This window comes from Brevundimonas bullata (genome assembly GCF_014207965.1).
Taxonomy (GTDB): domain Bacteria; phylum Pseudomonadota; class Alphaproteobacteria; order Caulobacterales; family Caulobacteraceae; genus Brevundimonas; species Brevundimonas bullata_A.
Genome location: NZ_JACHLM010000001.1, coordinates 308,467 through 326,648, shown reverse-complemented (window position 1 = coordinate 326,648; position 18,182 = coordinate 308,467). Strand labels below are relative to the sequence as shown.

Genomic DNA, 18,182 nt, shown 5'->3' with positions numbered 1-18,182 from the left:
GGCTCCGCGGTCCTCGGGCCTGGCGCGACGCCGATGTCCCGGCGTTCGCGCCTGAAGAGACCCGGAAAAGCAAAAGCCCCGCCTTTCGACGGGGCTTTCGAGCCAAGCACAGATGGTGCGGGTGGCCGGGGTCGAACCGGCACTCCTTTCGGAACAGGATTTTGAATCCAGCGCGTCTACCAATTCCACCACACCCGCACAGGTCTGGGAGGCGCGCAATCTAGCGGCGGAATTCGCCGGGTCAATCGCTGACTGCGCGACTGACGGCGACGGCGACCTATTCGCTTCGGCTGCTGCGAATTCTGCCGCCCGATGTCGGTTCCCCCATTTTGAAATTGGTCCGATAGACGATGCGGGTCAGCGGCACGGCGCCGCCGTCGCGGTTCTCCAGGCGACCGGATCGCGTGGCCTTGAGCGCGGCGTCGCCAAACCCGCCGTTGGCAGGGAACTCGGTTTCCACGACGCAGTCCGACAGTCGTCCATCCGGGCGGGCCAGGCAGGTCACGACGGCGAAGCCCGCGGTATAGGTACGGCCCTCAGGATAGCTGGTCTCTGGCATGCGTCGCCATTTGATGTTGGCCGGCAGGCCGTCGTCCTCCAGGCCCTCGAATTCGAGGTCGCGGGGATCGACCAGGGGGTGGCCGCAGGCGCCCAGGGCCTGATCGATCGCGGCGTTGGAGGGCGGCAAGTCGACGACATAGCGCAGGTTGCGACCGCCGGCGCCGGCGCCGGCGACGACGATCTGCATCCTTCCGCCCTTGCGCATGCTGCGGGCGAGCGACGAGGGCCGTTCGGCGAAGACGACGCTGCGGTTGTCGCCCATCATGAAGCCCTGTTCGGAGACGGTGTCGTCGCCGAAGCCGATGCCGAGCATGCGCCGCGCGCTCATCAGATCGCGCGCGGCAGGGGCCTCGGGCAGGCCGCCGATCAGGACCTGGAACGTGGCGCCCTGGCACCGCGCGCCCAGCACCAGGCCGTTGTCGAATTCGGTATGGGCGGTCGTCAGCCTTTCTTCCGGCTTGAGCGTCAGGTCCCAGTCAGCGGGTACATCGCGAGCCTGAGCCTGAGCCTGAGCCTGAGCCGCGGCCGGCTGGGCGACGACCAGGGCCACGCTGATGCTGATCAGCGCGCTCATGGTTTGCGACGACATATGAAGCTCCCCCTTCCGAACGCCGTCAGCCTAGCCCGGCGAACGGCGCTCGAAAAGCGGAGATCAGGCGGGCGCGACCGTCTGTTCGATGGCGCCGAAGATGGTGTGGCGCCCGTCGTCCAGCATCTCGATGCGGACGGTGTCGCCGTGCTTGAGGAAGGGGGTCTTGGCTTCGCCGGTCAGGATGGTCTCGACGGTGCGGACCTCGGCGATGCAGGAATAGCCCAGACCGCCCTCGGCCACCGGCTTGCCCGGGCCGCCGTCGGCGTCCTTGTTCGACACGGTGCCGGAGCCGATGATGGAGCCGGCGATCAGGGCGCGGGTCTTGGCCAGATGGGCGATCAGCACGCCGAAGTCGAAGGTCATGTCCACGCCCGCGTCGGCCTTGCCGAACTCGGCGCCGTTCAACTGGACCAGAAGCTCGCCCGACAGCTTGCCGTCCTTCCAGCGATCACCGAGTTCATCAGGGGTGACGAAGACCGGCGACAGGGCGCTGGCCGGCTTGGACTGGACGAAGCCGAAGCCCTTGGCCAGTTCGCCGGGGATCAGGTTGCGCAAGGACACGTCGTTGACCAGGCCGACCAGACGGATCGAGGCCAGGGCCTCGTCGCGCGTTGCGCCCAGCGGCACGTCGCCGGTCACGACCACGATCTCGGCCTCCAGGTCGCAGCCCCAGGCCTCGTCCTTCAGCGGGATGGCGTCGCGCGGACCCATGAACTGATCGGAGCCGCCCTGATACATCAGCGGGTCGGTCCAGAAGGTCGCCGGCATCTCGGCCCCGCGCGCTTTGCGCACCAGTTCGACGTGGTTCACATAGGCCGAGCCGTCGGCCCACTGATAGGCGCGGGGCAGGGGGGCGGCCGCGTCGCGCTCGTGGAAGCGGCCGCGCGGCACGGCTTCATGCTCCAGGCTCTCGGCCAGGGCCCGCAGCAGCGGCTCACAACGGTCCCAGTCATCCAGCGCCGCCTGCAGCGTCGGCGCGATCAGGAAGGCATCCGTGAACCAGTTCAGGTCCTTGGAGACGACGACGAGGCGGCCGTCACGGCCGTGCTTGAGCGAGGCGAGTTTCATAGGGCGAAGCTAGTCCGAGGCGGGACGGTTGGGAAGCGGTCTCGACGGTCGTAAAGCCGCCGTTCGATCAACTATTCGGGGGCGAGATCACGGCGCGGGCCTCGGCCCCGGTGCGCAAGGCCGGATCGCGCACCTCGACCTCGACGGCGATGGCGCCGGCTGGCTCGTGCGACCACAGATAGCGGCGCTCGATCTCGACCGCGCGGCCGGACAGGGCCACCCCCTCATAGACGTCGCCCCAGGGGGTGATGGCCTTCATCTCGACCCACAGCAGGCCGCAGGCGGCGTCCAGTTCCTCGATGGCCATCTCTGACAGTTCGTCGGCGTGCGGGGCGGGGCGATTCGGGGTCACAGCCATCGGCGGACCTTTCCTTGATAGGCCTGGTATTCGGCGCCGAACTTGGCGCTCAGATAGCGCTCTTCACGCTGAATGACGAAGCGGTCCACGACCATCAGGCAGGGGACCAGAAGGGCCAGGGCGACAGGGCTGTCCATGGCCATGGCGAACCCGGCGTAGGTGACGGCGAAACCGACATAGATCGGGTTGCGGCTGAACTTGTAGAGGCCCCCGGTGGCCAAGGCCGTGGTCGGCTTCCACGGCTCGGGCGGGGTGCCCAGACGGCGGAAGGTCCCCGCCGCGATCCCGTCCAGCAGCAGGCCGGCGATCACCAGGACGAAGGCCAGGCCGCGCCTCAGACTGACGTCGAGCCCCAGCGACGGCTCGCTGACCAGCTGGCCGACGCCGTATCCCGCCAGCAGGAAGCCGAGATAGATCAGCGGCGGCGGGGCGATGACGCCGGGATGGTCGCGTGTCGTCATATCGTCTGCCCTGTCGGCGCGGTGAAGTCGGAGGTCGGGGCGTCGCCGGTGTTGATCACCTCCGAGGGTTCGAAGATCATCACCTCGGCCTCCTCGTCGGCGGCGGTGCGGTGTTCGACCCCGCGCGGCACGACGATGAACTGGCCGGGCTCCAGGTTCTCGATGCGGTCGCGGAACTCGACCCGGAACCGGCCCTTCCAGACCAGAAACATCTCTTCGGCGTCGGCGTGGCTGTGCCAGGGGAAGATCCCCTGCACCTTGACCAGCCGCACGTCCTGACCGTTCAGCCGGGCGGCGACGCGCGGCCGCCAGTGGTCGGAAAAGCCGCCGAACTTCTGCGCCAGATCGACGACCTGTCCGGTCATCGCGAGGCGTCTTCGTCGGCGTAGATGGCGACGCGCGACGTGCGGTCCGAACCGGCCTCGCCGCGATACATGCCCGAGGTGTTCATCGAGAAGGCGACCGCGCCGTCCTGGCCCATGACGATGACGCCGCCGCTGCCGCCGATGGCCCCGACCTCTGCGATCTCGGCGTCGGCGGCGGGCTGTACCGCCATCCCCACGGCCGTGCGATGGCAGATGTCGCGCGCCACGGTGGCGCGGATGAAATACTCGCCCGATCCGGTGGCCGAGACGGCGCAGCCGTCGGCGTTGGAGGCGTAGGTGCCGGCGCCGATCACCGGCACGTCGCCGACCCGGCCCCACTGCTTGGCGGTCATGCCGCCGGTCGAGGTGGCGGCGGCCAGACGCCCCTGGCTGTCCAGAGCCACGGCGCCGACCGTGCCGAACTTGCGCTCGTCCAGCGGGGCTTCGTTGAGCGAGGCCAGAGGCACGGGTTTGCCCAGGGTCGAGGGTTCCGGCGGGGCGCCCGCCGGGCGCGGCGGCAGGGGCAGGCCCTTGTCACGCAGGGCCTTCAGCAGGGCCTGCCAGCGGCTTTCGGTGAAGAAGAAGCTCGGCTCGACCTGTTCCAGCCCGACCGAGGCGGCGAAGGTCTCGGCGCCTTCGCCGATCAGCATGACGTGGGGCGAGCGCTCCATCACCGCGCGGGCCGCCGCGATGGGGTGGCGGGTGCGGGTCAGGCCGGCCACGGCCCCGGCGGATACGTCAGCGCCGTTCATCACGGCGGCGTCCAGCTCGTTCTGGCCGGCGGCGGTGAAGACCGCCCCGCGCCCGGCGTTGAACAGGGGGTTGTCTTCCATGGTCTGAACCGCGGCCTGAACCGCATCCAGCGAGGACCCGCCCTGGGCCAGAACCGCCGAACCGGCGTCCAGTGCGGCCTGAAGCCCGGCGCGATAGGCCGCGTCGCGTTCCGGGCTCAGGTTGGCGCGTTCGATCACGCCCGCGCCGCCGTGGATGGCCAGCGACCAGGTCGGGGCCTCTTGGGCAAGGGCCGGCGAGGCCAGCAGGGTCAGGGCGGCTGCGGCGGTCAGGACGGATTTCATCGGCGGTTTCCCCTCAGTTCTTTCCTCCCCACTCTGTGGGGAGGTGGCGCGGTCGCGCAAGCGACCGTGACGGAGGGGGCGGCTCGACGGCGGATGTCAGCGTAGCCCCCTCCACCGCTACGCGGTCCCCCTCCCCACAGAGTGGGGAGGAAAAGGCTAGCGCCGATGGTGCAGTTGCTTCCACACGCGGTAGGCCAGGATGGGGGCGAAGCCGCAGAACAGGGCGGCGAACAGCACCACCCAGAAGCCTCCCCCCAGCCAGTATTCCCCGGCCAGCGCCCCGGCCCCGGCCGCCAGAAGCGGGCCGAGCCAGGGCAGCCAGTGCGGCGGCCGCATCTTCATTCAGGCGTCGACCTTGATGACGCCGCGACGGATCTGGTCCAGCTCGATCGAGTCGAACAGGGCCTGGAAGTTGCCGTTGCCGAAGCCCTCGTTGCCTTTGCGCTGGATGATCTCGAAGAAGATCGGGCCAAAGGTGTCCTGGGTGAAGATCTGCAGCAGCAGGCCTTCCTCGTCGGAACCGTCGATCAGGATGCGGTTCTTGCGCATCCGCTCCACGTCCTCGCCATGGTTGGGCAGGCGCTTGTCGATCAGCTCGAAATAGGTCTCGATCGTGTCCTGGAAGGCCACGCCGCGCGCCTTCATGGCCTCGACCGTCTCGAAGATGTTCTCGGTGGTCAGGGCGATGTGCTGGATGCCCTCGCCGTTGTAGCGACGCAGGAACTCCTCGATCTGCGAGTTGTCGTCCTGGCTCTCGTTCAGCGGGATGCGGATGGCGCGGTCGGGCGCGATCATGGCCTGCGAGAACAGGCCGGTCGCCTTGCCCTTGATGTCGAAATACTTCTGCTCTTCGAAGTTGAAGACCGAGCCGTAGAAGCCCGACCAGGTGCGCATCTCGCCGCGACGCACGTTGTGGGTCAGGTGGTCGAGGATTTCGAGACCCATGGAGTTCTTGCGCTCGGCCTCTTCCCAGCCCTCGATCTCGTCCCAGGCCTCATATAGCGAGCCCTGCTCGCCGTACTGGTCGATGACGTAGAGCAGGCTGCCGCCGATGCCCTGCAGGATGTAGGGATAGTCGTTCCCCAGAGCGCCGCCATGCACCCCCTCGGCGGCGCGGGCGCCGCGTTCCAGCGCGCCCTCATAGGCGGCCTTGGCGTCGGCGACGCGGAAGGCCATGCCGTTGGCCGAGGGGCCATGATCCTTGGCGAAGTCCGCCGCCTGGCCCTTGGGGCTGCGGTTGACCAGCATGGTGATGTCGCCCTGCTTCAGGCGCACGGCGTCCGTGGTCGGGTTCACATGGGTCTGGGTGAAGCCCATCAGCTCCAGACGAGCGATCATGGATTCCGGCTCGGGGCCGGTGAATTCCACGAATTCGAAACCGTCCACGCCCAGCGGGTTTTCCTGGTCGAGTTTGGCGGCGGCGTCCTGCATGACGCGTCTCCTCTCAATATTTTAGTGGCGGCTCCTGCCGCCGATTGGGGCGGAACCTAATGGGCGCCCCCCGTCGGGCGCAAGGCGGGGCTGATCCGAAACAGGACACGTTGCGGTGTCGCAGGCGATTATCGACGGATGCGCGTCCAGTCGCGGCCTGCTAGGAGCCGCAGGCGCAACCGGGACGCCTGAATGCTTCGCAAGCTCTATGACTGGGTCTTCTCTCTGGCCCGCCACCGTCACGCTACCCGGTCGCTGGCCGTGGTCTCCTTCGCGGAAAGCTCCTTCTTCCCCATTCCGCCCGACGTCATGCTGGCGCCCATGGTGCTGGCCCGACCGGATCGCGCCTATTTCTACGCCACGGTCTGCACCGTGGCCTCGGTGTTGGGCGGCCTGCTCGGCTACGCCATCGGCTTCTTCCTGGAGCCGGTGGGCATGTGGATGCTGGCCGTACTGGGAAAGGCCGACACCTTCGAGGCCTCCAAGGCCCTGTTCCAGCAGCACGGGGCCTGGGTCATCCTGATCAAGGGGCTGACGCCGATCCCGTTCAAGCTGATCACCATCGCCTCGGGCATCTTCCAGTTCAATCTGGCTCTGTTCGTCGCCCTGTGCGTGATCACGCGCTGCGCCCGTTTCTTCCTGGTGGCCTTCGTGCTCAAGCGCTGGGGCGAGCCCATGCTGGCCGTGATCGAGAAACGGCTGGCCCTGTTCACCGTGCTTTTCCTCGTCCTGCTGGTCGGCGCCGTCTTTGCGGTCAAGCTTGTCGGACACTGATCGACGCGGGCCTCGGCTGCGTCTAAGAAAGGCGCCATGACGCGCCTGTATCAACGCCTGACCCGCTGGTGGACCGCCTTCGCGCTGGCGGCCTCGCTTGCCATGCTGGGCGCGGCCCACGCCTTCGAGCGGTTCGCCGGCCTGCCGCCGTGCAACCTTTGCCTCAAGCAGCGCGAGGTCTATTGGGCCGCTGTGGCCATCGCCGGGGCCGCCACCTTCTGGGCCGTGTTCAGCCGCGCCAGCCGCGGCACGCCGCGCATCGCCTCCTTCCTGCTGGCCGCCGTCTTCTTCACCGGGGCGATCACAGCGGGCTATCACGCGGGCGGAGAACTGAAGTGGTGGGAACTGCCGGCCACCTGCTCGGCCGCCCCGTCGACCACCATCGACCTCAGCGGCCTCGCCGCCCTGGCCGACGGCACGGCCGAGATGAAGCCCATCGTCGGCTGCGGCGACGTGCCGTGGAGCCTGTTCGGGATTTCGATGGCGGGCTGGAACTTCTTCATCTCCCTGGCGCTGGCGATCTTCAGCCTGCTGGCGGCGAAACGTCCCAAGGACGCACGCGCGCCGAAGGTGTAGAAGGCAGACCATGACCGAGGCATCCGACACCGTCGCCGCCGCCCGCCGCATCCCCCTGCCGCGCCCCGGCGTGGGCCAGACCCGCGCCCGGATGGCCGAAATGCTGCGCGTCGACCACGCGGGCGAGTTCGCCGCCGTCCACATCTACCGCGCCCAGCGCGCCGTGCTGGAAGGCCGCAAGGGCAAGGCCGCCATCGCCGCCGACCTGACCGAGATGGAGGGCCATGAGGCCGTCCACCTGGCCCGCTTCGAGGCCCTGCTGACCGAGAACCGCGTCCGCCCCACGGCCATGATCCCGCTGTGGAAGCTGGCCGCCACGGCGCTCGGCGCCGGCACCGCCCTGATCAGCGAGAAAGCCGCCCACGCCTGCACCGAGGCGGTCGAGAGCGTCATCGAGCAACACTACGCCGACCAGATCGAGGAGGTCCGCGACCGCGACCCCGAACTGGCCGCCGAACTGACCAGGTTCCGCGAAGAGGAACTGGCCCACCACGACCACGCCATCGCCCACGGCAGCCGCGAGGCGCCGGCTTACCGGCTACTCAGCAGCGTCATCAAGGTCGGCTGCAAGGCCGCCATCAAGATCAGCGAACGGATCTAGCGCCCTTCTCCCGCAAGGGGAGAAGGATCAGGCGGCTACATCGAACGCCAGCATCATCGTCCGCTGCAAGGCGAAGTCGTTGTCGTCGGACAGGATGTAGATTCGCGTCCGGTCGCCGCGCCGTTCGGCGGCGATCCCTTCGAAATTATCGGTCGTGCCGGGCAGCTTCAGCTCGACCAGCACCGGGCCCAGGCTCCCGTCCGCCGCCATCCGTCGCACTCGCGCCCTCAGGCCCCCCGGAAAGCCGAAGGACCGTTGCACCACGAACCAGCCGTCCCCCGCCGGATCGCGATCCACGCCGGTGATGCGATAGTCGTGAAATGGGATCGGCGCCTCAGGCGGCGCCGTCAGAACGGCGCAGCCCGCCGCCGAACAGTCCCAGACCCCGCCCGCCTCGCCCGCGACCAGCCAGCCGTCGCCTGAGACGGCCAGCGCCTCCATCCCGTCGTTCTCGGCGAAGGGGACGTCGGGTCGGCGCATGGTCTCGGGTCGCGCCCGCAGCGCGGTCAGCGGGCCGTAGTTCCAGAGGCGGTGCTCGCGCTCGAAGCTGACCAGCAGGTCGCCGTTCGCAGTGAGCGCCAGCCCCTCGGCGTCGCCCTCGGGCTTGCGGCGGATCGGTGCGCCGTCGCCCAAGGTCAGGCGGCGCACCTGAAAACCGTCCAGCCCGATCAATCGGCCGTCCGTGTCGAGCCTCAGCCGCCCGCGCGCCAGATCGCCGACGTCGGACACGGCGATGAAGCCGCCGTCGCCGGTCAGCTTCAGGTCCGACAGGCTGTGCAGCGGCGAGTTGCGGTCGGCCAGAAGAGTCACGCCGCCCGCGAACCGCACGCCCTTCGCCAGCCTGGCGCCGGGCAGGCCCAGCCCCACCGCGCGGGTCGAGACGCTGACCGGGCTCCAGCCGTCCGCCTCGGGCGTCGGCGTCCACGGTTGCGAGGTGACGACCGCGCTGGCGCAGGCCGCCAGCGTCAGCGCCGCCAGCGCCGCGACATAGACCCGGCGGTTCACGCCGCGCGTTTCCCCGCAGACCTCGGCACCGTCTTCGGCTTGGCCTCGAACAGTTCAGCCAGCTTCTCGGTCATGACGCCCGCCAGTTGCTCGACGTCGACGATGGTCACGGCGCGGCGGTACCAGCGGGTCACGTCGTGGCCGATGCCGATGGCGATCAGTTCGACCGGCGACTTGGTCTCGATCTGCTCGATCACCTGCCGCAGGTGCTTGTCCAGATAGAGGGCGGCGTTGGCCGATTGGGTCGAGTCGTCCACCGGCGAGCCGTCGGAAATCACCATCAGGATCTGGCGCGACTCGGTCCGGCCCAGCAACCGCTCGTGCGCCCAGGTCAGGGCCTCGCCGTCGATGTTTTCCTTCAGCAGGCCCTCGCGCATCATCAGGCCCAGGTTCTTCTTGGCCCGGCGCCAGGGCGCGTCGGCGGACTTATAGATGATGTGGCGCAGGTCGTTCAGACGGCCTGGGTTCGCCGGTTTGCCGGCGCTGATCCAGGCCTCGCGCGACTGCCCGCCTTTCCAGGCGCGGGTGGTGAAGCCCAGAATCTCGACCTTGACCCCGCACCGCTCCAGCGTCCGCGCCAGGATGTCGGCGCAGACCGCCGCCACCATGATAGGCCGCCCGCGCATCGAGCCCGAGTTGTCGATCAGCAGGGTCACGACCGTGTCCCGGAACGGGCTCTCGCTCTCCATCTTGAACGACAGGGGGCTGGTCGGATCGGTGATGACGCGGGTCAGGCGCGCGGTGTCCAGCACGCCCTCCTCCAGATCAAAGGCCCAGCTGCGGTTCTGCTGCGCCATCAGGCGGCGCTGCAGCTTGTTGGCCAGACGCGACACCACGCTCGACAGGGTCGCCAGTTGCGCGTCCAGCAGCGACCGCAGCCGGTCCAACTCCATCGGGTCGCACAGCTCTTCGGCGCCGATGGTCTCGTCATAGGCGGTGGTGAAGACGCGATAGGCGTCCACGGCGCGCCCGTCGTCGACGCTGTCCTGACGATTGGGCAGGGCGCCTTCGTTCATTTCGGGGCCGTCGTCCGAGGCCTCGCCGTCGGGATCGGCCGGGGCGCCGTCGGGGCGGGTCTGGCGCTCGTCCTCGGCGGACTGGTCGTCGGCCGTGCCCTCCAGCGACTGCCCGCCTTCGCCGCCGTCCTCTTCTTCCTGTTCCTGCTCGTCCGGCGCGTCCTGCTGCGAGCCGTCCGGCTCGTCCTCGCCCTCCTCGTCATTGGCGTCCTCGGCCTGGCCGTCGCCGGGGTCGAGGTCCAGCGCCCGCAGCACGTCTTTCAGCTTCGCCGCAAACGCCGTCTGGTCGTCGGCCACCGCGGCCAGGGCGTCCAGTTCGGCCCCCGCCTTCAGCTCCATATTGGACCGCACCAGATCCAGCATGGTCTTGAGCCCGTCGCGCGAGGGCTCGCCCGTCAGCCGCTCGCGCACCAGAAGGGCCGCCGCCTCGGCCACCGGCACCCGCTCGGCCTCGGCCCTAAGGGCGCCCGACTTCTCCAGCCGGGTCAGAAGCGCCGCGTTCATATTGTTGCGCACGCCCTTCAGTTCGCGCGCCCCGACCGCCTCGACCCGGGCCTGCTCGACCGCGTCGAACACCTCCGCCGCCGTCTGGTCAATCGGCCGCAGTCGGGCGTTCAGGGCCTCGTCGTGATTGGCCAGCCGCAGGGCCAGCCGGTCGGCCTGACCGCGCAGGGTCGCGCTCTCGGGCCCTGCCGGATCGCGCGGCGGATGGGGCAGGGTCAGGACGCCGTTGGACAGCCTCGGCCCGTCCGAACCAAAGTTCACCTCCAGCTCGGCCTGCTCGGCCAGGGCGCGCGCGGCGTTCGCCAAAGCGCGTTTGAAGGTCTCGACGGGGGTCTCTGCGGCGGCCATGGCCCACACATAGACCACCCCGCGCGCGGGGGAAGGGGGCGGCGGCTCTTACTTGGACTTAGCGGGGTTTGACCCGCACCCGCATGGCCCCGCCCGCCCCGGCCTCGACGTCAAAACGGCCGGTGGCGCGGATCAGGTCGGACAGCTTGGCGTGGCCGTAGGTACGCTGGTCGAAGTCGGGATAGGCGTTCCTCAGCCGGTTGCCGATGCCGCCGATATTGACCCAGCCGTCGCCGTCCTCGTCCATGTCGGCGATGGCGGCGGCGATCAGGCGCACGGCGTCCGACGGCTTTTTCTCGGCGACCGGCGCGGGCGTCGGCTCTTCGCTGTCGTCGGCGCCGCCGCTCCGTCCCGTCAGGTTCTCGGTATAGATGAAGCGGGTGCAGGCCTGGCGGAAGCTTTCCGGCGTCTTGCGCTCGCCAAAGCCATAGACCGGCACCCCCTGCTCGCGGATGCGCGCCGCCAGCCGGGTGAAGTCGCTGTCCGACGACACCAGGCAGAAGCCGTCGAACCGCCCCGAATGCAGCAGGTCCATGGCGTCGATCACCAGTGCGATGTCGCCGGAGTTCTTGCCCCTGGTGTTGGCGAAATTCTGCTGCCACTGGATGGCCCAGCGGGGCAGGACCTCGATCCATCCCTTCAGCGACGGACTGGCCGCGTCGCCATAGATGCGTCTGGCGCTGGCCTCGCCCAGGGTGGCGATTTCGGTGAACAGGGCCTCGGCGATGCGGGCCGAGGCGTTCTCGCCGTCGATCAGCACGGCCAGGCGCGGCGCGCGGGCGGCGGTGGGCAGGTCGGTCGGCATGGAGCGGGCCTCAATGATCTTCACGACGCGCCAGCCTCTTACCGCTCGCGGGCGCGGTCAACAGCCAGTGATTGTGCTATGGCGGGCCATGACCCAAGCCCCCTTGCGCCGCCTGATCGACCTGCCCGGCGTCGATGATCTGGAACTGAAGGCGCTGATGAAGCCGCGCTACGCCGATCCCGACGCCCGCGACGAGTTCCCCGAGATCGACGCCCTGACCCAGGCCCTGTTCGGCCTGACCGGCGACGCCGCCGAGGCCGTCGAACTGCCCGCCGATTGGGACGACATCCACCGTCTGGAAGGCGCCGATCTGGCCGAGGCCTTCGAGGCCCTGGGCTGGGACGTGACCGACAAGCGCCGGAAGCCGCTGCGCCTTCTGCCTCACTACGCCCTGCCTCTGGCCCTGGCGATCCGCGGCGTCGCCGGCGAACTGCCCTTCCACGCCGAGCCCGACCACCCCACGACCGACTGGGGTTCCAGCCTGGCCGCCGACGCCGCCCGCTTCCGCAAACGATAGGCGCTCAACGAAAAAGGCCGGCGGGTCGCCCCGCCGGCCTTTCCTTTTCGTGGGCTGAGGCGGCCTACTGGGCCGTCGTCGGCGTGGCCGAGCGCACCTCGACCGGCAGACCCAGAGCGTCCAGTTGCGGCTTGACCACCGAGGCATCGCCGACCACCACCCAGACGAAGGTGTCCGGCTTGATGGCGGCGCGGGCGGCGGCGTCCATCTGTTCCGCCGTCAGGGCGTTGATGCGGCCGGCCAGGGTTTCCTGATAGCCGTCGGGACGACCGTAGAGGGCGTTGGAGCGCATGGCGCCCAGCACCTGGGCCGAGGTCTCGTAGCTGCCCGACAGGCCGCGCGTGTCGCCCAGCACGGTGCGGTCGCGCTCGGCCTGGGTCACGCCGTCGGCGCTCAGGAAGCGTTCGTACTGGCCGATCAGGGCCGCGATGGATTCGCCGGTGCGGTTGGCCTGGACCGGGGCGTTGACGATGTAGGGCGAGCGGTTCTGCAAGGTGCTGACGTTGCCGCGCACGCCGTAGGACCAGCCCTTGGTCTCGCGCAGGTCGGCGTTGATCCGCGACAGGAAGTCGGCGCCCAGCACGGTGTTGGCCGTGGTCAGGGTCAACAGGTCGTCCGTGCCCGACACCGGCAGCACCTGACCGCCGTAGATCAGCGACTGCGGCGACTGCGGACGGTCGATCAGGACGATCCGCGCCGAGGTCTCGGGCAGGGCGGCGGTGAAGGCCTTGGTCCCCTTGGCCGTCGTCGGCGCGCGCCAGTCGCCGAAGGCCGCTTCCAGCTGCGGCTTCAGTTCGGCTAGCGGCAAGTCCGAGACCACGAACAGCTTGGCGTTGTCGGGGCGGATCCAGGCGGCGTGTTCGGCCGTCAGATCGTCGCGCGTCAGGCTGCGGATGACGGCTTCGTCGCCTGTGCCGCTGAACGAACGACCGTAGGGATGGCCCTCGCCATAGATCAGCGGCGGCAGGGCGCGACCGGCGATCGCGGCGGGCTGGGTCTTCTCATTGGCCAGGGCGGCCAGACGCACCGCGCGCAGACGCTCGATCTCGGCCGGGGCGAAGGCGGGGTTGCGCACCACGTCCGACAGCAGGGTCAGCGACGGCTGCAGGTTGGTGGTCACGGTCGACAGACTGGCCGTGGTGCGGTCCATCGACGAACCGACCGAGACGCTGGCGCCCAGACGTTCCTGGGCCTCGGCCAGGGCCTTGGAATCGCGCGTCGTGGTGCCTTCCTGCATGACGTTCAGCATCAGGGTGTGGGCGCCCAGGCGGTCGGCGCGGTCGGCCGCGACGCCGGCGTCGAACTCCAGGGCCACGCGGGTCACCGGCACGGTGGTCGAGCGGGCGTAAACCACCTCGATCCCGTTCGACAGGGCGGCGCGCTCCACCGCCGGGAAGTCGACGTTGGACACCTCTCCGATGGCCGGCGTGGCCTCGCGGGCCACGCGCTGGATCGGCGCGGCCGGCGTCGGGGTGGCGCCCGACGGGGCGGCGGCGGCGTCGACATAGGCCTCGCGCTCGCCTGGCTTGACGATCTGGCTATAGACCGGGCGGCTCAGCCACTTCTTCATCGCCGCCTGCACCTGGGCCGGGGTCACCGCGGCGTAGGCCGCCAGCTCCTTCTTGTAGAAGTCGGGATCGCCCGAATACAGCTGACCCTCGGCCAGGACCGAAGCCTTGCCGTTGGCCATTTCCAGGCCCTGGATGCGGCGCGAGGCGTACTGCGTCACGACCCGGTCGATCTCGTCCTGGGTGGGTCCGTTGGCGATCAGGTCGGCCAGGACCGCGTCCATGCGCTTGGCCACGGCGTCGGCGTCGGCGCCCGGCTTCACCATGGCCGAATAGCTGAACATGCTGACGCGCTGGAACACCTGGTTGCCGGCCGAGACGCTGGAGGCGATCTGCTCGTCGCGCACCAGGACGTTGTCCAGACGCGAGCTGGCCAGACCGCCCAGCACCGAGGCGCCGACGCTCAGCGGCACCGAGTCCGGGTCGTTCAGGCCCGGCGTTGTCCAGGTGCGGCTGATGCGGGTCTGGGCGACGCGGTCGTGCAGCACCTGCTCGACCGGCGCCGCCAGGGTCGGGATGGGGGCCGCCGCCGGGGTGTTGACCGGGCCGCGGGCGATGGCGCCGAAGTATTTCTGGGTCAGTTCGCGGGCCTTGGCCTCGTCGATGTCGCCCGACAGGACCAGGACGGCGTTGTTGGGACCATAGTTCTCGCGGAACCAGTCGCGCACCGTCTCCATGCTGGCGGCGTCCAGATCGGCCATCGAGCCGATGGTCGAGTGGCGATAGGGGTGACCCTCGGGGAAGAGGGCTTCCAGCGTGGCGTAATAGGTCAGGCCGTAGGGCTGGTTGTCGCCCTGGCGCTTCTCGTTCTGAACGACGCCGCGCTGCAGATCCAGCACCTCCTGGCTGACCTGCCCCAGCAGATAGCCCATACGGTCGGATTCCAGATAGAGCGTGTACTCCAGCGCCGGGGTCGGCACCGTCTGGAAGTAATTGGTGCGGTCGAACCAGGTCGTGCCGTTCAGGCCCGTGGCCCCGGCCGCATTCATCGTCTGGATATGGCTGGACGGCGAGTTCTCCGACCCGCCGAACATCAGATGCTCGAACAGGTGGGCGAAGCCGGTCGAACCCTTGGGCTCGTCCTTGGAGCCGACATTGTACCAGACCGACACCGCCACCACCGGCGCCTTGCGGTCCTCGTGGACCAGCACCGTCAGGCCGTTGTCCAGCTGGAAGCGCTTCCACGGAATATCGACGCGCGCGACCAGTTCCGACACCGGCGCCCCGCGCAGCGGCGTGGCTGACGGCGCGGTCATAGCCGGCGCGGCGGCGGGCGCAGCGGTATGAGCCAGGACGGGCGAAGCGACAGCCACAAGGGCGGCGAGCGCGACGGATGAGGCGGCAAGGCGCATGGATTTCAGTCCCCAACAGAAAATGCTGGGCCGAACCTTAGCTGCGCAGGACGTCACGGCAACGCGACACATTCGTCTATGAACGATTGTTCATCTTCAGGTCGCGGCCTTTAAGGCCTCCAGCGCTTCCTTCGCCTCGCGCATCTCCCTCCGGGCCTGGGCGGCCTCGCGCCGGGCGTCCATCACCTCGGTCCGATAGGCGTCGGGCGCAGCCTTCAACTGATCCCAGTAAAGGGCCTTCAACTCATACTGGGGGTCGTCGTATTTCGACTCCGGCGTCAGGGCGAAGCGCGCGCTCATCATCTCCCCGTTGAACCGCGCCGCCAACAGCACCTCCAGCGGCGTGTTCTCGAAGCTGTGCGCCTTGTCCTGCCGATCCATCAGCCGCACATAGACCTCGGCCAGCCGCGCCAGCCCCTGCGCCTCCGGCAGCCGTCGCATCAGCATGGCCCGGCCCGAGGCGATCATCGCCGTCGAGGCCAGCACCGCCGCCTTGCCCTCGTGCGCGTCTTCCGCCGTCAGCGGCCCGAACAGGGCCTGGGCCAGCGCCGCCTCGGCCGCCGCCTCCTGCTCCACCCTGGCCTTTTCGGCCTCTTCCTGCGCCGCCTCGCGCGCCTTCGCCGTCTCTATGGCGATCTGGTCGCCCCAGTCGCGCTTGGTCGCGCCGTGCACGGTGATCCGCTTGCGCAGGGCATGACCCGACACCCGCCACCGCTCGCTCAGCTCGGGCACAGTCGCCCCATTCCGGTATTCGTCCAGAATGATGTCCCACGTCGCCCTCGACAGCCGATAATGGGCCGGCCCGCCCTTCAGCTTCCCGCTCATCCGCCCAGCATGGCGCCGTCGGCGACCAGGGCGCGCCGATCCCCCCGATCCGCCCCTAACCCCCTGAAAACCCACAAAGTGGAATGCGAGCCTTATCCTTTCTCCCTCCCCTTCATGGGGAGGGTGGTCGCTTCAGCGACCGGGTGGGGAGGGCCAGGCGACCCTCGGTCTCAGCCTAGTCAACCGCCCAAGGCAAAGCTAACCTCCAGTAGGCGGAGGGGCCATGATCGACCCATCAAAAGTAGGAACCGACTGGCAGGCCGCCGAACTCGACGCCATCGTCGCGACCTATTTCGCCATGTTGGCCGCAGAACTGACGGGCCGTCCCTACGTCAAGGCGCACCACGCCCGCGGCCTGATGGCGCGCACCGGGCGGTCGCACCGCTCCGTCGAGTTCAAGCACATGAACCTGTCTTCGGTTTTGGCCGACCTCGGCCTGCCGACGATTCGCGGCTACAAGCGCAAGGATAACATCCAGGGCGCGATCTTCCCCGCCGTCGAACGCTATCTCGACGCCCACCCCGAAGCCTGGGGCATCGGCCTATCACTTTCCTCCCCATTCCATGGGGAGGGGGACCGCGAAGCGGTGGAGGGGGCGACGCGACGCTGGCCTTCAACCAACGAGCCCGACCAGTCCTCTTTCGCCTCGCCATGGAGCGGTCAGGACGCCCCGCCGTCCGCCATCCTCCCCATCACCGCCCCGCCGCCCCTCGGCCCGGCGCGCAAGCCCCGCCCCGAGGGCCTCGCCCGCATCGTCCGCAAATACGACCCCGCCGCCCGCGACCACCGCAACCGCGCCCTCGGCCAGTGGGGCGAAGAACACGTCCTCCGCCACGAACGCGCCTTCCTGATCGCCCATGACCGCCCCGACCTGGCGCGCAAAATCGAATGGACGTCGCAAGAACGCGGCGACGGCGCCGGCTATGACATCCGCAGCTTCGACCCGGCGGGCCGCGAGCGTCTGATCGAGGTCAAGGCCACCCGCGGCGGCCCCGCCACCGACTTCTTCCTGACCCGCACCGAGCGCGAGGTCTCCGCCGAACGCCCCGACGCCTGGCGCCTCTACCGCCTCCACGACCTCGCCGCCGCCCCCGCCCTGTTCCAGCTCAAGCCCCCGCTCGAAGCGGCGGTGACGCTGACGGCGGAGACGTGGCGGGCGGGGTTTTAGGGGTGTCACTCCGACCGAGCTTAACGGAATGGATGTAATCCGATACTCATACCATTGTTCATCGAGCAATGGGGGGTACTATGGATTTGGCTACGCGACTGGCGGAACTGCAGAAGCGCACGTTCGAGCATCGGGAGGTTCTGCTGACCGAGGAGGCGGCTAAGACCGCTCTCGTCATGCCTTTCATCCAGGCTTTGGGTTATGACGTGTTCAATCCTTCCGAAGTCGTGCCGGAATATACCGCTGACGTTGGGACCAAGAAGGGCGAGAAGGTCGACTACGCCATTTGTGACGGCGGCAAGGTAACGATCTTGATCGAATGCAAGCCCGCTTCAGCGGAGCTCAGCATCAACCATGCAGCGCAGTTGTTCCGCTATTTTAGCGTTACGGATGCTCGGTTGGCTGTTCTGACTAATGGGGTGGTTTTCCAGTTCTATTCGGACGTGGAGCGTCCCAACAAAATGGACGAGAAGCCATTCTTTACCTTCAGCATGGATGCAATTAAGCCGGCTGATATAAAAACTCTCGAAAAGTTCTCTAAATCGGGATTTGATATAGAAAAAATTGTTCAAGAGGCTGGGCTTCTCAAACTTCAAACTCTTCTTCGGAAGGAGCTTGAGAAGGAGTTTGCTGAACCTTCTGATGAGTTCATCAGGCTTATGGCCTCACGCATTCACGAAGGAAAAATTACAGCGGCCGTTAAGGAGCAGTATGGCCGCTTGCTGTCGGGCACCATCTCAACCTTGGTACGCGATCTTGTGAATGAGCGCCTTTCTTCTGCGCTTAACGCATCCTCCCCCGCTGTTGACGACGCCTCCGAGTTCGTCGCTACCGGGGAGGAGGTAGTCACTACCGCGGAGGAAGTGTCGGGCTTCCATATCGTTCAGGCGATCGCCTCTCGTATGGTCGATCCGAAGCGCATCGTTATCCGTGATGCCAAGAGCTACTGCGCCATTTTGCTAGATGATAACAACAGGAAGACGATCGCTCGGCTTCATTTCAACGGGATTGCTACGAAATACGTTGGGACATTTGACGGGAAGTCTGAAGAACGTCATCTCATCAGTGACTTGACTGATATTTATCGTTTGAGTGCTCAGATCGAGGCTCGGTTGGCTGAGCTGGATGAGGCGCTTGCGGCCTAGCCGCGCAAGATCCGACGCGTCAGATAAGCAAAGGGCGGAAAGCATCGCTTTCCGCCCTTTCGAGTC

General features: G+C 68.0%; 19 protein-coding genes and 1 tRNA gene. 6 read left to right on the top strand and 14 right to left on the bottom strand.

What is annotated here, in order from left to right:
* Nucleotides 1–113: 113 nt before the first annotated feature.
* From HNP51_RS01620 to hppD, 9 genes are all read right to left on the bottom strand, one after another.
* A tRNA-Leu gene (locus tag HNP51_RS01620) sits at nt 114–198 on the bottom strand.
* Nucleotides 199–277: 79 nt separating this feature from the next.
* Nucleotides 278–1,150 carry a hypothetical protein gene (locus HNP51_RS01615; RefSeq protein WP_184266310.1) on the bottom strand — a complete coding sequence of 291 codons (873 nt, stop codon included), beginning with the start codon at nt 1,148–1,150 and terminating at the stop codon, nt 278–280.
* 63 nt (nt 1,151–1,213) lie between these two features.
* The gene (locus HNP51_RS01610; protein ID WP_184266307.1) at nt 1,214–2,221 is read right to left on the bottom strand and encodes a fumarylacetoacetate hydrolase family protein; all 1,008 of its coding nucleotides are present in this window, start codon (nt 2,219–2,221) and stop codon (nt 1,214–1,216) included.
* Between the two features lie 67 nt (nt 2,222–2,288).
* Nucleotides 2,289–2,579 carry a hypothetical protein gene (locus HNP51_RS01605; RefSeq protein ID WP_184266304.1) on the bottom strand — a complete coding sequence of 97 codons (291 nt, stop codon included), beginning with the start codon at nt 2,577–2,579 and terminating at the stop codon, nt 2,289–2,291.
* On the bottom strand, nt 2,570–3,040 hold the full coding sequence (locus tag HNP51_RS01600) for an isoprenylcysteine carboxylmethyltransferase family protein (RefSeq protein ID WP_184266302.1): 471 nt from the start codon (nt 3,038–3,040) through the stop codon (nt 2,570–2,572). The genes HNP51_RS01605 and HNP51_RS01600 overlap by 10 nt, the downstream gene beginning before the upstream one ends.
* Nucleotides 3,037–3,405 carry a cupin domain-containing protein gene (locus HNP51_RS01595; RefSeq protein WP_184266299.1) on the bottom strand — a complete coding sequence of 123 codons (369 nt, stop codon included), beginning with the start codon at nt 3,403–3,405 and terminating at the stop codon, nt 3,037–3,039. The genes HNP51_RS01600 and HNP51_RS01595 overlap by 4 nt, the downstream gene beginning before the upstream one ends.
* Nucleotides 3,402–4,481: an isoaspartyl peptidase/L-asparaginase family protein gene (locus HNP51_RS01590; protein ID WP_184266296.1), complete on the bottom strand. Its 1,080-nt coding sequence runs from the start codon at nt 4,479–4,481 to the stop codon at nt 3,402–3,404. The genes HNP51_RS01595 and HNP51_RS01590 overlap by 4 nt, the downstream gene beginning before the upstream one ends.
* A gap of 156 nt (nt 4,482–4,637) precedes the next feature.
* Complete coding sequence (locus HNP51_RS01585; protein WP_184266293.1) at nt 4,638–4,823, bottom strand: hypothetical protein; 186 nt, start codon at nt 4,821–4,823, stop codon at nt 4,638–4,640.
* Nucleotides 4,824–5,912: a 4-hydroxyphenylpyruvate dioxygenase gene (gene hppD / locus HNP51_RS01580; protein ID WP_184266291.1), complete on the bottom strand. Its 1,089-nt coding sequence runs from the start codon at nt 5,910–5,912 to the stop codon at nt 4,824–4,826.
* 192 nt (nt 5,913–6,104) lie between these two features.
* Here hppD and HNP51_RS01575 point away from each other — a divergent pair, with 192 nt between their 5' ends.
* Genes HNP51_RS01575 through HNP51_RS01565 form a run of 3 tightly spaced genes read left to right on the top strand, consistent with a single transcriptional unit; the run spans nt 6,105 to nt 7,863 of the window.
* The gene (locus HNP51_RS01575; RefSeq protein WP_184266288.1) at nt 6,105–6,686 is read left to right on the top strand and encodes a YqaA family protein; all 582 of its coding nucleotides are present in this window, start codon (nt 6,105–6,107) and stop codon (nt 6,684–6,686) included.
* A gap of 36 nt (nt 6,687–6,722) precedes the next feature.
* On the top strand, nt 6,723–7,262 hold the full coding sequence (locus HNP51_RS01570; RefSeq protein ID WP_184266285.1) for a disulfide bond formation protein B: 540 nt from the start codon (nt 6,723–6,725) through the stop codon (nt 7,260–7,262).
* Between the two features lie 10 nt (nt 7,263–7,272).
* Complete coding sequence (locus tag HNP51_RS01565) at nt 7,273–7,863, top strand: demethoxyubiquinone hydroxylase family protein (RefSeq protein ID WP_184266282.1); 591 nt, start codon at nt 7,273–7,275, stop codon at nt 7,861–7,863.
* A gap of 27 nt (nt 7,864–7,890) precedes the next feature.
* Here the strand turns inward: HNP51_RS01565 and HNP51_RS01560 are convergent, their stop codons facing one another.
* The 3 genes from HNP51_RS01560 to HNP51_RS01550 are packed head-to-tail and all read right to left on the bottom strand — an operon-like array spanning nt 7,891 to nt 11,565.
* Entirely contained in the window at nt 7,891–8,868 is a 978-nt protein-coding gene (locus HNP51_RS01560) for an esterase-like activity of phytase family protein (RefSeq protein WP_184266279.1), read from the bottom strand.
* Nucleotides 8,865–10,736, bottom strand: coding sequence for a cobaltochelatase subunit CobT (cobT, locus tag HNP51_RS01555; RefSeq protein WP_184266276.1), 1,872 nt, complete (start codon nt 10,734–10,736; stop codon nt 8,865–8,867). Before cobT ends, HNP51_RS01560 begins: the two co-directional genes overlap by 4 nt.
* Nucleotides 10,737–10,794: 58 nt before the next feature.
* Nucleotides 10,795–11,565, bottom strand: coding sequence for an NYN domain-containing protein (locus tag HNP51_RS01550; RefSeq protein WP_311769884.1), 771 nt, complete (start codon nt 11,563–11,565; stop codon nt 10,795–10,797).
* A 64-nt stretch (nt 11,566–11,629) separates the two neighbouring features.
* On the opposite strand from HNP51_RS01550, the gene HNP51_RS01545 reads away from it, so the two are divergent.
* Entirely contained in the window at nt 11,630–12,058 is a 429-nt protein-coding gene (locus HNP51_RS01545; RefSeq protein WP_184266273.1) for a hypothetical protein, read from the top strand.
* A 64-nt stretch (nt 12,059–12,122) separates the two neighbouring features.
* On the opposite strand, the gene HNP51_RS01540 is transcribed toward HNP51_RS01545, so the two are convergent.
* Complete coding sequence (locus tag HNP51_RS01540) at nt 12,123–14,978, bottom strand: pitrilysin family protein (protein ID WP_184266270.1); 2,856 nt, start codon at nt 14,976–14,978, stop codon at nt 12,123–12,125.
* A gap of 96 nt (nt 14,979–15,074) precedes the next feature.
* Nucleotides 15,075–15,803 (bottom strand): hypothetical protein, encoded by a 729-nt coding sequence (locus tag HNP51_RS01535; RefSeq protein ID WP_184266267.1) that lies wholly within the window; start codon nt 15,801–15,803, stop codon nt 15,075–15,077.
* 223 nt (nt 15,804–16,026) lie between these two features.
* Here HNP51_RS01535 and HNP51_RS01530 point away from each other — a divergent pair, with 223 nt between their 5' ends.
* Together HNP51_RS01530 and HNP51_RS01525 are read left to right on the top strand one after the other, a co-directional pair.
* On the top strand, nt 16,027–16,971 hold the full coding sequence (locus HNP51_RS01530; protein WP_184266264.1) for a DUF3883 domain-containing protein: 945 nt from the start codon (nt 16,027–16,029) through the stop codon (nt 16,969–16,971).
* Nucleotides 16,972–17,051: 80 nt separating this feature from the next.
* Nucleotides 17,052–18,116 (top strand): type I restriction endonuclease, encoded by a 1,065-nt coding sequence (locus HNP51_RS01525; RefSeq protein ID WP_184266261.1) that lies wholly within the window; start codon nt 17,052–17,054, stop codon nt 18,114–18,116.
* Nucleotides 18,117–18,182: the final 66 nt, after the last annotated feature.